We start from the raw sequence: 14,817 nt of genomic DNA on the forward strand, positions 1-14,817 counted from the left end.
CGTGAGCGCTCATGCCAGGCCTTGTGCCAGCGCATCGAGTTGGGTGGTATGGGTGAGGTCGATCTGCAGCGGGGTGATCGACACTTTCCCATGTTCAACAGCATGGAAGTCCGTGCCCGGCCCCCCTTCCTTGGCAGCGCCCGCAGGGCCGATCCAGAAGATTTCACGGCCGCGGGGGTCGAGCGCGCGGATCACCGGCTCGGCCGAATGGCGCTTGCCCAGGCGCGTGGCCGCCATGCCTTGCATCTGCTCGTAGGGAATCGCCGGGATGTTCACGTTCAGCAGATACGGTTTCTGCAAGGCGTCAAACTGGCGCTCGACGATGTCCCTGGCCACGCGGGCAGCCGCGTCCAGGTTGGCCCAGCCGAACTGCGACTGGGAAAAGGCGATGGCGGGAATGCCGAACAGATAGCCTTCCGTGGCGGCGGCCACCGTGCCCGAATACAAGGTGTCGTCACCCATATTGGGGCCGTTGTTGATGCCGGAAACCACCAGGTCGGGGCGCTCCATGAGCATGCCCGTCAGCGCCACATGCACGCAGTCGGTGGGCGTGCCGTTGACGAAATAAAAGCCGTTGGCGGCCTTGTGCACGGACAAGGGTCGGTCCAGCGACAGCGAATTGGACGCACCCGAGCGGTTGCTGTCGGGCGCCACCACGACGATGTCGGCAATGGGCGCGAGCGCGTCGGCCAGGGCTGCCAAGCCTGGCGCCAGGTAACCGTCGTCGTTACTGATAAGAATTCTCATAACGAGATTTTACCTGAAGCAATGCCAACACTGCGCGTGCCGCACGCCGATTGACGGCATTATTTGTGCCATCGCACAGGCATGGCGCGCAAGGTCAGCGCTGCTCGGTGCGCGCCTCGGACAAGGCCCCTTCCAGCGCCTGCACTTCATCCTCCTGCAAGGCCAGCAAGGCATTCAGGTCGCCTTGCAGTTTATACATCCTTTTCAGCTGCGCCATGCCGCGCCGGCGCAGCTTGCCCGGCACGCCCGGGCGCAGCAGGCAAGACTTCAGATGTTCGGCCAGTTCGCCCGCCTGCGCATACTGTTCGCGCTCTATCATGCCTTGCAACATCGAAATCATGCTGGCCAGGGTATCGGGCTCGGCTGCGTCGTGCCCGCTGGCGCGGCCGGCCAGGATGGTTTCCTGCAAATGCCGCGCGCCGTCCAGCACGCTGTCCGCATGCCCCGTGACGGGCGCATTCAACAGCCGGTCGCTGCCGCTCAGCACGGCGTCTTCCAGCAGGCGCGCCGCCGCGCTGTCGCCCTGCTGCTGCAGGGTGCCGGCCAATTGCGTCTTGCTGTGCAAGGTATCGAGGTGGTCTTCGCCCAGCAGGCGCGCATGCACTTCCAGCACCTGTTCCTGCACGCTGCGCGCCGCATCGAGTTCGCCGCGCCGCAGCAGCGCCTCGGCCAGCTTGCGCTGGCTCATCAGGGTTTCCGGATGGTCCAGCCCCCGCGTGCGCTCGCGCGCCGCCACCTGGTCTTCATGCAGCTGGCGCGCGCCGGCCCAGTCGCCCTGCCCGGCCACGATATCGGCCAGCAAATCGCGCGTGGCCAGGGTGGCCGCATGGTCGCTGCCCAGGCGCCGCTCCTGCGCCTGCAGGACGGCAGCGAGCAGGCGCCGCGCGCCTTCCAGGTCGCCTTCGCGCCCCAGCGCCTGCGCCAGGGCCAGCTTGCTGCGCAGGGTATCGCCATGCTCGGCGCCGAACAGGCGCTCGCGCGCCGCCACCACCGTCGCCAGCACTTGCTGCGCCTGCGCCAGCCGGCCCATGCGCAGCAGGGTGGCGGCACGGCCATCCATCGCGTCCAGGGTCAGCGGATGTTCGCCGCCCAGCTGGCGCGCGTACGTGGCCAGCACCGTGTCCTGCAGCAGCAGGGCCGCCGCCAGTTCCCCCTGCAGCAGCAGGGTTTGCGCCAGGCAAGCCCGCGCGGCCAGGGTATCGGGGTGTTCGCCGCCCAGCACGCGCTCGCGCACGTCGACCACGTCTTCTTCCAGGAAACGGGCTTCGTCGAGCTTGCCCAGCTGGCGCAGCAGGCGCGCCATGCCGCTCTTGCACGCGAGGCTGTCCGGATGCTCCTCGCCCAGCAGGCGCACGCGGATCTCGACGCTCTGGCGGAAGGCATCGAGCGCCTGCGCGCTGCGCCCATCCTTGCGGTACAGCTCGCCCAGGCGGGCCAGATCGCGCGCCAGCGGCAGGGCCACGGCGCGGCCCGGCTCCAGCAGCAGGGCCTGGCGCGCTTCGCCGATGGCGCCCAGCAAGGCGATTTCACGGCTCGATTGCCATGGAAAATAGCCGCCCGTCAGCCAGTGCAGGAAGGCTTCGAAGGTGCGCGTGAGGGAAAAGCGGTCGCCGCCCTGGTCGATGCGCACGGCCAGCTGTTCGCCATAGGCAAAGGTTTTCGTCTGCTGCAGCTGGACTTCGTCGAAATAGCTGTCGAGGGCGATCTGCGACAAGCCGTAGGACGTGCGCAGCAGGCGCTCGAACATGGGCTGGAAGCCGGCGATGCCCTTGTGCGCATCGCCGCGGCGCCACTCGGCGCGCTGCGCGCCATCGCCCATTTCTATGCGCGACGGCAAGGGGTAGACGAGCAGCGGACGCTGTTCGTCCTCGTGGCTGCGGCGGTACTCGATGGCCCGCGTGACGAGCGCATCGACGCCTTCCAGGCTTTGCCGGTTCGGCGTGAAGACCACCACCAGCTTTTTCGGCAGCAAGGTGGTGCAGATGCCCGCGCTGTCCGTGCGGCCCGTGCGCGAATCGACCAGCACATAGCGGAAATGCTGGGCCAGGGTATCGGCGAAGCAGCGGAACAGGGCCGGGCACGTGTCGAACAGTTGATCCCAGCGCATCTGCGCCAGGCGCTCGCTGTAGCTGGCGTCGAAACGCCCCGCGCGCATCAGGTACAGCGGACTGCCCTGGTCGACGCGCACCACGTATTGCTGCCAGTCGATGGCGTCGAGCACGCGCTGGGCCAGCGCCGCATCCTCGCGGCCCCCGCCCTGCCCGCCGGCGCGCGCGCCCGCCGTTTCCAGGCCGATGCGCTCGAGCTGCTGGCGACACGCCTCGAAGAACTCGAGCACGCCCGGCCGCTCCTCGTGCTGCTCGAAATAATGGTGCAGGCCCGGCGCTTCCATGTCCCAGTCCAGCATCAGTACGGGCACGCTGGCGTTTTCGCGCCGCGCCAGCAGCACGGCGATGTTCGACAGGGCCATGGTGCGGCCGGTACCGCCCTTGTAGGAATAGAAGGTGACGACTTCGCCAGGGGCGCTCAAAGGTGGCAGGGAGAGGCGTTGGCATTCCATGACAGGACCTTTTACGTGATTAACGTGGAAAGTGAGGAGGCGGAATGGCGCGCCATTCCGGTGGAATATCGGGCAGCACGAAGCGGCTGCAATCGTGGCCGGGCGGCGTCGACCGCTTGAGCAAGTGGTAGTGCGTGGCGATGCGCTGCACGATGCGTTCGATATCGGGCAGGTATTGGGGGTTCGATTTCAGGTCGCCGCTGGCCAGCGTGTAGCCGGAGAAATCCACGTACAGCCCCGACTCCGTGATCTGTGGCGGCAAGCCGTCCGGATGGCGCGTCATGATGATGGGGATGATCAGGTGACTGGGCAGCTCATACCAGGCGCGCCGCTCCTGCTCGATCAGCTGCATGGCAGCAAATTCGCGCCGCGTGTAGCCGTGCGCTTCATATTTTGGCGTGTACAGCACGATCATGCAGACGCTCTGGCACATGGCGCGCGCCACGCGCAGGTCGATATCGTCGCCGCCGCCCAGCTGTTCGCTGTCGATGAACAGGACTTCCTCGCGGTCCAGGTGCGGCTCCAAGTAGCAGGCCAGCGCCTCGATAAGATCATTCTTGAACTTGTTCATGAACGCATATTGGCCGTGTGCATAGCTCAAGAAACAGCCGTAGCGGATCTCCATGGCATCCCCCTGTTCCCCGTGCGGCGCTGCCATCGCCGCGCCTTGACCCTGCAAGGCATGCGCTCACTGTAGACCGCTCGGCAACAAGCCTGTTTGCGCTGGCGCAAAGATGTGTCTGGCGTCCTGGACATGGAGAAAAATGCCAGAAACTGGCGCGATCACGCCCATTTCTGGCATGCCGGGCGCGCAGGCAGGCGCCGCGCGAAAACCGCCATGTGATTGATAACAAAGGGAAATAAGCCGGCGCGCGGATAGCGCCGGCAGGCAGAACTTAAGCGAAGACTTAAGCGCCCCTAGCGGGCAGGTTGCGGAAGAACTCCACCACTTCGGCCGTATCGCGCGTGCGCTTGAACGGCGGCAGGCTTTGCCAGATGCGCTTGCCGTACGGCTTGGAAATGAGGCGGGGATCGCAGATCATCAGCACGCCCCGGTCGCCCTCGTCGCGGATCAGGCGGCCCGCGCCCTGCTTCAGGTTGATGATGGCTTCCGGCAGCGAATGGTGCATGAAGCCGTTCTTGCCCTGCTTTTCCATCACCTCGATGCGCGCGGCCAGCACGGGATCGTCGGGCGGCGCGAACGGCAGCTTGTCGATGATCACCAGCGAGAGCGCGTCGCCGCGCACGTCGACGCCTTCCCAGAAGCTCTGACTGCCGATCAGCACGCCATTGCCGGCGGCGCGGAACTGGTCCAGCAATTCCGTGCGGCCCTTTTCTCCCTGCACGAACAGGGGGAAGTTCAGGCCCCGCTGCTTGAATTCGTCGGCCAGGCGTTCTGCCGCCCGCTTCACGGCGCGCAAGGTCGTGCACAGGAAGAAGGTACGCCCGCCGGCCGCCTCGATGATGGGCAGGGCGCAGTCGATGACGGCGTCCGTGTAGCCCAGCGAGTTCGGCTGCGGCAGGTTTTGCGGCACGAACAGCAAGCCTTGCTGGCCATAGTCGAACGGGCTCGGCCAGGTGTGCGACGGTTCGCCCGTCAAGCCCATCTGTTCGGAAAAGTGCTTGAAATCGTTCTTCACGGCCAGGGTCGCCGACGTAAAGATCCAGCTGCGCGGCGTGCCTTCGCGCTGGTTGTTGAAGATCGGGGCGATCGACAGCGGCGTTTTATGCAGTTGCAGGGAGCTGGAAAACGCTTCCACCCAGAACACGGCTTCTTCGCCGGCCGCCACTTTCGCCTTCGGATCGAATTTCCAGCCGCTCAGCTGCTGCGCCAGCTCGACGCCGCGCACGCGGCACTGTTCCAGCGTTTCCGCCCGTTCCGCCTGGGTTTCCAGCACGGCCACCATGCCGTCAAGCTCATCCTTGAGCGTATCGAGCGCGGGAAAGAAGTCGCTCGACGGGGCGATTTGCGGCAAGGACAGGCGCACGATATCCTGCGGGAAGGTCAGGCGCAGGTCGCGCGCCGCCTTTTCCACCACCGTCACGGTCTTGGCCCAGTCGATGCCGCGCGCATGCGCGAGGCCCTCGGCCAGCACGTCGCGGCACAGTTCCAGGATTTGCGACGTGGACACCGTGTTGCCGAAAAACAAAGTGGCCGTATCGGGCAGCTGGTGCGCCTCATCAAAGATGATGGTATTGGCCGACGGCAGCAATTCCGCCACGCCCGTGTCCTTCAGGGCCACGTCGGCAAAGAACAGGTGGTGGTTGACCACCACCACGTCGGCCTGCTGCGCTTCCTTGCGGGCCTTCATGACGAAGCAATCCTGGTAATACTGGCACTCGGCGCCCATGCAGGTGTCGCGCGTGGACGTCACCAGGTTCCAGATCATGGCGTTTTCCGGCACCTTGGCCAGTTCCGCCTTGTCGCCCGAGCTCGTCATCTTGATGAAGCGCGAAATTTCGCGCAGGTGGCCCACGTCGTCGCGCGACGTCATGCGGCCGTTCTGCAGGGTGCGTTCCAGGTGATAGTGGCAGACGTAGTTCGAGCGCCCCTTCAGCAGCGCCACGGAAACGGGCGCCTGCAGCGCGGCGCGCACAGTGGGGATATCGCGCAGGAACAGCTGGTCCTGCAAGTTCTTGGTACCGGTGGAAACAATGGTCTTGCCGCCCCACATCAGGGCCGGCACCAGGTAGGCAAAAGTCTTGCCCGTGCCCGTGCCCGCCTCGGCGATCAGGGTCGTCTGGCTGTCGATGGCGCTGGCGATGGCCTTGGCCATCTCCGTTTGCGAACGGCGCGGCTTGTAGCTGCCCACGGCGGGACCGAGCGGGCCGCCGGCGCCGAACAGGCGCTCGATGTCGGCATCGTGCTTGCCAGGGGCGGCCTGGGGTTCGGCTGGCACATCGGCTGGCAGAGCGGCAGGCTGGCCATCTGGGCTTGCGGGCAATAAATTGTGATCGGTCAAAATATACTTAGGTGAAGACTGGACTGGGCGCTGCTGGCGCCCCTCAGGCGGGAACGTCGGGCACCAACTGCATTTTCAGCAAGGTGATGTGATCCTTCAATTGCAATTTGCGCTTTTTCAGGCGGCGCAGTTGCAGCTCGTCATGGTGACCATCGAGTATCAGCAACTCGATGACGGCATCGAGGTCACGGTGTTCCACGTTGAGTTCAATCAGGCGCCGCTCTATATGCTGTGCATCGCTCATGTGTTGCGTTCCAGGCAGTGTTGGTAACAGTGTTGGGAAACAGGCGCGCGCAGCGTACGCAGGCAGCCATGGGGCCGGCATCACCGGCAAGTGCGTAGTTTAACCTGCCGCGCGTGTTAGGGCACGCCATTTCCGGCATGCCCCCTGCGCGGCCGTCTTATTTGGCCGGCGGCACGGGCACTGGAACAGGCACGGCAGCGGCCGGCGTGCCGGCAGCTTCCGCGGCCGCCTTGGCCGCCTTGGCCTGCGCTTCGGCCTGGCGCTCGGCCAGCCGTTGCGCCACCCGCTTCTGGCGCGCCACGGCGTCGGCCTGCTTGCGCGCGTAAGCCGCTTCGCGGGCCGCGCGGCGCGGCGCTTCGGCCGCATCGTCGGCAGCCTGTTTCGCTACCTTTGCCGCGTGCTCCGCCTCGCGCTCGGCCACGCTCTTGCCTTGCGGCTTGGGTGGTTCCGGCTCGGGCGCGACCACTTTCACGGGCTTGGGCACGGCCGCGGCCCGCTGTTCGGCATCCAGGCGCGCATCTTCCTGCGTGCGCGCCAGGTCGATATCGCGCAGGCGCACGGACTCGGCCCGCTTGAAGTAGTTCGCTTCCGCGTCGATGGCGCGCAGGCGCACGAGGATCAGGCGGCGCTTTTCCTTGGCAGCGTCCAGGCAGTTATTCACGAAAAACTTGCTGTAGCATTCCAGTTCGCGCGCGGCAAACTCGTTTTCCGCCGCCTCGCGCTCGCTGGCTGACTGCTTCAGCTTGGCGTCCGCTTCTTCCACCGACAAGGTGGCGGGCACCTGCGGTACGCCCACTTCGTCCAGTGCCGCGACACCCTGGTGCGCGCAGGCGGACAATGCCAGGGCCAGGCCCAGCGCCGCTCCCAGCTTGTACATCGTATTTGCCATCATCTTCATTATCCCTGCCTCAAACGATCGCGTCGGCCGCGCCGCGCTGTTCTTTTTCCATGTATTCGCGCGATTGCATCTCGATGATACGCGAAACGGTACGGTGAAACTCGTTGGCCAGCATGCCGTTCGTGTACAGCTGGTCCGGCGCCACTTCGGCCGACATGATCAGCTTGACCTTCTGATCATAGAACACGTCGATCAGCCAGGTAAAGCGGCGCGCCTCGGACGACTGCGCCGCCGACATGGCCGGTATCCCGGACAATATCACCGTATGGAAGCGGCTGGCGATTTCCAGGTAGTCATTTTGCGAGCGGGGACCGCCGCACAGGGTGGCGAAATCGAACCAGATGATGCCGCCGGCGCGGCGCAGGCAATGGATTTCGCGGCTTTCGATGCGGATGCGCGCATCTTCGTCGGCCGTCTCGGCGATGCGCGTATAGGCGTCGCGCAAGGCCTTGTCGGTGGCCGCGCCCAGCGGCGTGTAGTAGCTTTCCACCTGTTCCAGCGCACGGCCCCGGTAATCGACGCCCGCGTCGACGTTCAGCACGTCGAGCTTTTCCTTCAGCAGCGCGATGGTCGGCAGCATGCGGTCGCGGTGCAGGCCGTCCGGATACAGCAGGTCCGGATCGTAATTCGAGGTCATGATGAAGGACACGCCATTGGCGAACAGGGCCGACAGCAGGTTGTACAGGATCATCGCGTCGGCGATGTCCGAGACGTGGAATTCATCGAAGCAGATCAAACGGTATTTCTTGGCGATGCGCTTGGCCACCTCGTCGAGCGGGTCGGCCACGCCTTTCAATTCATCGAGCTGCTGGTGCACGCCGCGCATGAATTCGTGGAAATGCAATCGCGTCTTGCGCACCAGGGGCACGACCGAGTAAAAACTATCCATCAGGAACGATTTACCGCGCCCCACCCCACCCCACATGTACACGCCCTTCGGCACGGCGGGACGGTTGAGCAGACGCTTGAAGGTACTCGAGCGCTGGCCCTTGTAGGCCACCCACTCGTCATAGCACAGCTGCAGGCGGTCGACCGCGCGCCGCTGGGCGGCATCGGCCTTGAAATCGCGCTTCTGCAACGCGTGCTGGTAAAACTCTTCAACGTTCATGGGATTCGATTCAACAGGGATTCTTGACATAGCGCAAACGGGCCGGCAAGGCAGAAACTGCTTTGCCGGCCCGCTGCGAAGTACTGTAGCGCTTAGAAGTTCAGCGTACGCTTATCGACGGCCAGTGCCGCTTCCTTGGTCGCTTCCGACAAGGATGGGTGGGCGTGGCAGATGCGCGCGATGTCTTCGGCCGACGCCTTGAATTCCATCGCCACGACGGCTTCGGAAATCAGTTCGGACGCCATCGGCCCGACGATGTGCACGCCGAGGATTTCATCGGTGGTCGCATCGGCCAGGAATTTCACCATGCCCGAGGTGTCACCCAGCGCGCGCGCACGGCCGTTGGCCATGAACGGGAAAGTGCCGGCCTTGTAGGCGATGCCTTCCGCCTTCAGGGTTTGCTCGGTCTTGCCGACCCACGCGATTTCCGGCGAGGTGTAGATCACCCAGGGAATCGTGTTGAAGTTGGTGTGACCGTGCTGGCCGGCGATACGCTCGGCCACGGCAACGCCTTCTTCTTCCGCCTTGTGCGCCAGCATCGGGCCGCGCACGACGTCGCCCACTGCCCACACGTTCGGCAGGTTGGTCTTGCAGTCGCCGTCGACGGCGATGAAGCCGCGCTCGTCCAGCTGCAGGCCGACCTTGTCGGCACCCAGGCCATTCGTGTTCGGCGTACGGCCGATCGAGATGATCAGTTTGTCGAACACGGCTTTTTGCGCTTCGCCCTTGGCGTCCACGAATTCCACGGTGACGTCTTTCTTGCCTGGCGTGATCGCACCGATCTTGCAACCGAGGTTGATCTTCAAGCCCTGCTTGGTGAACAGCTTCGACGCTTCCTTGGCGATCTGCTCGTCCACGGCGCCCAGGAAGACCGGCAGGCCTTCCAGCACGGTGACGTCGGAACCCAGGCGGCGCCAGACGCTGCCCATTTCCAGACCGATCACGCCGGCACCGATGACGCCCAGCTTGGCTGGTACGGCGTCGATGGCCAGTGCGCCCGTGTTCGACAGGATCAGTTTCTCGTCGAATGGTGCGCCCGGCAGTTCGCGCGCGTTCGAGCCCGTGGCGATGACCACGTGCTTGGCCGACAAGGTTTCGTTGGCTTCGCCCGTCACGCTGATTTCATACGCGCCAGCGGCGGCGGCAGCGAAAGCGGCGCGGCCGTGGAAGAAGGCGATCTTGTTCTTCTTGAACAGGTACAGGATGCCGTCGTTGTTTTGCTTGACGACCGTGTCTTTACGCTTGAGCATCTGGCCCAGGTTCAGCTTCAGGCCGGCGACATCGATGCCGTGCTCGGCGAAGCTGTGGCCCGCGTGTTCGAAATGCTCGGACGATTGCAGCAGCGCTTTCGACGGGATGCAGCCCACGTTGGTGCAGGTACCGCCGGGAGCGGCGCCGCCCTTGGCGTTCGACCACTCGTCGACGCAGGCGACGGAAAAGCCCAGCTGCGCTGCGCGGATGGCGGCGATGTAGCCGCCAGGGCCCGCACCGATGACAACTACGTCAAATTGTTTAGTACTCATGTTTTGTTATTCCAATCTCTTCGTCTGGTACGAAAATCCACAATAGAAGGTAAATCGCCACGCCGAAGCCGAAGGTCAATGTAAACAGGACAAAGACGAGGCGCCAGATCCACGCTTCCATGCCGGAAGCGCGGCCCAGGCCGCCGCACACGCCACCGAGCCAGCGGTCGTTGCGCGAACGGCGCAGGCGGTTGAATTCCTGCACCAGGTCGTTCGCGGGGCCGGCGGCGGCGCCGGACGTGCTGTCCGGCTTGTCCAGGTTGATATTGCTCAGGAGCTTGGCTTTCGCTTGCGCGAATTCCGCCTCGCTCAGGGCGCCCGCCAGGTGCAACTCGTGCAGACGCTTGATTTCTTCAGAGACGTTCATAGGAATCCTCTTTCATTGAGATCAGCCAGCTGCGTCTTCTGGCAAGGGGTATCAACTACATTGCCCCGGCGGCTACGCCGGGGGACTACGGTGCTTACAGGTCCAGCAGCAGGCGTGCAGGATCTTCCAGCGCTTCTTTCATCGCCACCAGGCCCAGGACGGCTTCGCGGCCGTCGATGATGCGGTGGTCGTAGGACATGGCCAGGTAGTTCATCGGACGCACCACGATCTGGCCGTTTTCGACAACGGCGCGGTCCTTGGTCGCATGCACGCCCAGGATAGCCGATTGCGGCGGGTTGATGATCGGGGTCGACAGCATGGAGCCGAAGGTGCCGCCGTTCGAGATCGAGAACGTGCCGCCCGTCAGGTCGTCCAGGGTCAGCTTGCCTTCCTTGGCTTTCGCGCCGAATTCACCGATTTTTTTCTCGATGTCGGCGATCGACAGCTGGTCCGCATTGCGGATGATAGGCACGACCAGGCCGCGTGGCGAACCGACGGCGATGCCGATGTCGAAGTAGCCGTGGTAAACGATGTCGTTGCCGTCAACGGAAGCATTGATGATCGGGTACTTTTTCAGGGCAGCGACGGCGGCCTTGACGAAGAAGGACATGAAGCCCAGCTTGACGCCGTGCTCTTTCTCGAACTTGTCCTTGTACTTGTTGCGCAGGTCGATGACCGGCTGCATGTTCACTTCATTGAACGTGGTCAGGATGGCGTTCGTCGATTGCGATTGCAGCAGGCGCTCGGCGATACGTGCGCGCAGGCGGCTCATCGGCACGCGCTCTTCCGGACGGTCGCCCAGGTTGGCGGCGGCCGGCGTGGCCACTTGCTGCAGCGCTGGCTTGGCAGCGGCTGGCGCCAGCGGCGCAACGGCAGGCTTGGCGGAAGCGGCCAGGGCGTCGCCCTTGGTCACGCGGCCATCTTTGCCGGAACCGGCGACGTCGCCAGCGGACAGGCCTTTTTCGGACAGGATCTTGGCGGCGGCAGGCATGGCGACATCGCCTTTGCTTGCAGCGGCAGGAGCCGAAGCGGTCGAAGCGTCTTGTGCAGCGGCAGCCAGGGCTGGTGCGGCAACGGCCGACACTTCCATCGGGCTGACCTTGGCCGAGCCGTCGGTGTCGATGATGGCGATGACTTCGCCGGCCACGACGGTGGCGCCGTTATCCTTGATGATCTGCACGATCACGCCAGCGGCAGGCGCTGGCAGTTCCAGCACGACTTTGTCGGTTTCGATATCGATCATGTTTTCGTCGCGCGCGACTGGCTCGCCGACTTTCTTGTGCCATGCCAGCAGGGTCGCTTCTGCAACCGATTCCGACAACTGGGGAACTTTGACTTCGATTTGTGCCATGTAAAACTCCGTTTATTTTGTTATTGCGGCGCCGTCCCTGCGTAGCAAGGACAGCGCTCCGTCATCATATACTGGTCGGGCGCCGCGCAAACCGCGCCGCGCCCCTTGTCCTGCCGCTTACTTGGTCAGGATAAAACCCTTCAGCTTCGAGAATGCCGTTTCCAGCAGGTCTTTTTGCTGGGCGTAGTGCTTGTCATAGTAACCGACAGCAGGCGACGCCGAAGCAGGACGGCCGGCGTAGGCCAGACGCTGACCCGATTCCAGGCCTTCGAAGATGTTGTGCTGGATCTGGAACCAGGCGCCCTGGTTTTGCGGCTCGTCCTGTGCCCAGACGACTTCGACCAGGTTCGGGAACTTCTTCAGTTCAGCAGCAAACGACTTGTGCGGGAACGGATACAGCTGTTCCAGGCGCACGATGGCCGTGTCGGTCTGGCCGCGTGTCTTGCGTGCGTTGACCAGGTCGTAGTAGACCTTGCCCGAGCAGGCGATGACGCGCTTGACCTTCTTGGCATCGATTTTGTCGTCGACTTCGCCGATGACGGTCTGGAAACCACCCTTGGCCAGGTCGGTCAGCGGCGAACCGGCATCCTTGTTGCGCAACAGCGACTTCGGCGTCAGGATGACCAGCGGCTTGCGGAACTGGCGCACCATCTGGCGGCGCAGCAGATGGAAGATCTGCGAAGCCGTCGTCGGCTGCACCACTTGCATGTTGTTGTCTGCGCACAGCTGCAGGAAGCGTTCCGGACGCGCGGACGAGTGCTCAGGACCCTGGCCTTCGTAACCGTGCGGCAGCATCATGACCAGGCCCGAAGCGCGGCCCCACTTCACTTCGCCGGAGCTGATGAACTGGTCGATCACCACTTGCGCGCCGTTGGCGAAGTCGCCGAACTGGGCTTCCCAGATCGTCAGGGTGTTCGGTTCGGCGGTCGAGTAGCCGTATTCGAAGGCCAGTACGGCTTCTTCGGACAGCACCGAGTCGATGACGGTGAACGGCGCCTGGTTGTCCGACACGTTTTGCAGCGGAATGTAGGTACCGGCATCCCAACGCTCGCGGTTCTGGTCATGCAGCACGGCGTGGCGGTGCACGAAGGTGCCGCGGCCGGCGTCCTGGCCCGTCAGGCGGATGGCGTAGCCGGACGATACCAGCGATGCGTAGGCCAGGTGTTCGCCCATGCCCCAGTCCAGGTTCATTTCGCCACGGCCCATGGTGCCGCGGTCGCCCAGTACTTTTTCCACCAGCGAGTGGACCTTGAAGTCTTCCGGCACGGTGGTGATGCGGGTGGCCAGGCGTTTCAGTTCCGTCATCGGCACGGCGGTGTCGGCCGAATCGGTCCATTTCTTGTTCAGGAACGGCAGCCAGTCGACGGCGTACTTGTTCTTGAAGTTCGAGATGACCGGATCGACGGTGTGCTTGCCGGCGTCCATGGCGTCGCGGAAAGCGGCTACCATCTTGTCGCCGCCATCGGCAGGGATCACGCCTTGCGCGACCAGTTTGTCCGCGTACAGCTTGCGGGTGCCTGGATGCTGGCCGATCTTCTTGTACATCAGCGGTTGCGTCAGTGCCGGCGTATCCTGCTCGTTGTGGCCCAGCTTGCGGTAGCAGATGATGTCGAGGACGATGTCCTTCTTGAATTCCATGCGGTAGTCGAGCGCGATCTGCGTCGCCAGTACCACGGCTTCCGGATCATCGGCATTGATGTGCAGGACCGGTGCTTCGATCATCTTGACGACGTCCGAGCAGTACAGGGTCGAGCGCGCATCGCGCGGGTCCGAGGTGGTGAAACCGATCTGGTTGTTGATCACGATATGCACCGTGCCGCCCGTATGGTAGCCGCGGGTTTGCGCCAGATTCAGCGTTTCCATGACCACGCCCTGGCCGGCGAAAGCGGCATCGCCGTGCACCAGGATAGGCAGCACTTGCGCGCCCTGCGCGTCGCCGCGGCGGTCCATGCGGGCCTTGACGGAACCTTCGACCACAGGGTTGACGATTTCCAGGTGCGACGGGTTGAACGCCAGCGACAGGTGGACCGGGCCGCCCGCAGTGGAGATGTCCGACGAGAAGCCTTGATGGTACTTCACGTCGCCGGCAGGCAGGTCGTCGCCATGCTTGCCTTCGAATTCTTCGAACAGTTCCTGCGGCGCCTTGCCCAGGGTGTTGACCAGCACGTTCAGGCGGCCGCGGTGGGCCATGCCGATGACGATTTCCTGCACGCCTTTTTCGCCGGCGCGCTGGATGGTTTCATCCATCGAGGCGATGAACGTTTCGCCGCCTTCCAGGGAGAAGCGCTTCTGGCCCACGTAACGGGTGTGCAGATAGCGTTCCAGGCCTTCAGCCGCGGTCAGGCGGTCGAGGATGTGGATTTTTTTCTCTGGGGTGAAATTCGGGGTGGAGCGGATCGCTTCCAGTTTCTCCTGCAGCCAGCGCTTTTCGGCCGGATCGGAGATGTACATGAATTCGGCACCGATCGAACGCGTGTAGGTATCGCGCAGATAGTTCAGCAGATCGCGCAGGGTGGCGGTCTCGGGGCCAAAATAGGTATTGCTGATGTTGAACACGGTGTCCATGTCCGCATCGGTGAAACCGTAGAAGCTCGGCTCCAGCTCGGGGATCATCGGACGTTCCTGGCGTTGCAGCGGATCCAGGTTTGCCCAGTGCGAACCGAGGTAGCGGTAAGCGGCGATCAGTTGCGTAGCAGCAACACGCTTGCGGCCCATTTCGGCATCGAAGGAAGCGGTCACTGTGCGGATCGGGCCTGCTTTTGCGCGCTCGGCGAACGAGGCGACGACGGAGGCATGCGCCACGTCAGGCTTGTTGGTGCCGTCGACTGCAGGCACGTGCTGCATCGCGTCGAAATAGGCGCGCCAGTTGTCCGGTACCGAACCTGGGTTATTGAGATACGCTTCGTACAGATCTTCCACGTACGGAGCATTCCCACCGAACAGGTAGGAGTTGGACGTAAATTGTTGCATCATATTGCTCACCTTTCTTCGCGCTTCGCGAGATTAGCGGGTTAATCTAACCTTCCGCGACACGGCCTGACCGGTTAGCGGATTGC

Annotated in this window: 11 protein-coding genes; all 11 read right to left on the reverse strand. The window is 63.7% G+C overall.

What is annotated here, in order from left to right; genetic code table 11:
- Nucleotides 1-9: 9 nt before the first annotated feature.
- Nucleotides 10-747: a 5'/3'-nucleotidase SurE gene (surE, locus tag GCN75_RS01975; protein WP_152281121.1), complete on the reverse strand. Its 738-nt coding sequence runs from the start codon at nt 745-747 to the stop codon at nt 10-12.
- A gap of 94 nt (nt 748-841) precedes the next feature.
- Nucleotides 842-3,307 (reverse strand): tetratricopeptide repeat protein, encoded by a 2,466-nt coding sequence (locus tag GCN75_RS01980; RefSeq protein ID WP_152281122.1) that lies wholly within the window; start codon nt 3,305-3,307, stop codon nt 842-844.
- Nucleotides 3,308-3,326: 19 nt separating this feature from the next.
- Nucleotides 3,327-3,932, reverse strand: a complete 606-nt coding sequence (locus GCN75_RS01985) for a toll/interleukin-1 receptor domain-containing protein (RefSeq protein WP_034752049.1) — start codon at nt 3,930-3,932, stop codon at nt 3,327-3,329.
- A 283-nt stretch (nt 3,933-4,215) separates the two neighbouring features.
- Nucleotides 4,216-6,270 carry an ATP-dependent DNA helicase gene (locus GCN75_RS01990; RefSeq protein ID WP_405002773.1) on the reverse strand — a complete coding sequence of 685 codons (2,055 nt, stop codon included), beginning with the start codon at nt 6,268-6,270 and terminating at the stop codon, nt 4,216-4,218.
- A gap of 43 nt (nt 6,271-6,313) precedes the next feature.
- A complete protein-coding gene (locus GCN75_RS01995) occupies nt 6,314-6,514 on the reverse strand; it encodes a YdcH family protein (protein WP_010399897.1) in 201 nt (66 codons plus the stop codon).
- Nucleotides 6,515-6,671: 157 nt separating this feature from the next.
- Nucleotides 6,672-7,406: a hypothetical protein gene (locus tag GCN75_RS02000; RefSeq protein WP_226941013.1), complete on the reverse strand. Its 735-nt coding sequence runs from the start codon at nt 7,404-7,406 to the stop codon at nt 6,672-6,674.
- Between the two features lie 16 nt (nt 7,407-7,422).
- Nucleotides 7,423-8,520: a cell division protein ZapE gene (zapE, locus tag GCN75_RS02005; protein WP_152258546.1), complete on the reverse strand. Its 1,098-nt coding sequence runs from the start codon at nt 8,518-8,520 to the stop codon at nt 7,423-7,425.
- A 92-nt stretch (nt 8,521-8,612) separates the two neighbouring features.
- Nucleotides 8,613-10,043: a dihydrolipoyl dehydrogenase gene (gene lpdA, locus GCN75_RS02010; protein ID WP_035820749.1), complete on the reverse strand. Its 1,431-nt coding sequence runs from the start codon at nt 10,041-10,043 to the stop codon at nt 8,613-8,615.
- Complete coding sequence (locus GCN75_RS02015; protein ID WP_152281124.1) at nt 10,033-10,410, reverse strand: PspC domain-containing protein; 378 nt, start codon at nt 10,408-10,410, stop codon at nt 10,033-10,035. The genes lpdA and GCN75_RS02015 overlap by 11 nt, the downstream gene beginning before the upstream one ends.
- Before the next feature lie 94 nt (nt 10,411-10,504).
- Nucleotides 10,505-11,761 (reverse strand): 2-oxoglutarate dehydrogenase complex dihydrolipoyllysine-residue succinyltransferase, encoded by a 1,257-nt coding sequence (odhB, locus tag GCN75_RS02020; protein ID WP_152258544.1) that lies wholly within the window; start codon nt 11,759-11,761, stop codon nt 10,505-10,507.
- 117 nt (nt 11,762-11,878) lie between these two features.
- Nucleotides 11,879-14,734, reverse strand: coding sequence for a 2-oxoglutarate dehydrogenase E1 component (locus tag GCN75_RS02025; RefSeq protein WP_152281125.1), 2,856 nt, complete (start codon nt 14,732-14,734; stop codon nt 11,879-11,881).
- Between the last annotated feature and the right edge of the window lie 83 nt (nt 14,735-14,817).

Source organism: Janthinobacterium violaceinigrum (assembly GCF_009208555.1).
GTDB classification, from domain to species: Bacteria; Pseudomonadota; Gammaproteobacteria; order Burkholderiales; family Burkholderiaceae_D; genus Janthinobacterium; species Janthinobacterium violaceinigrum.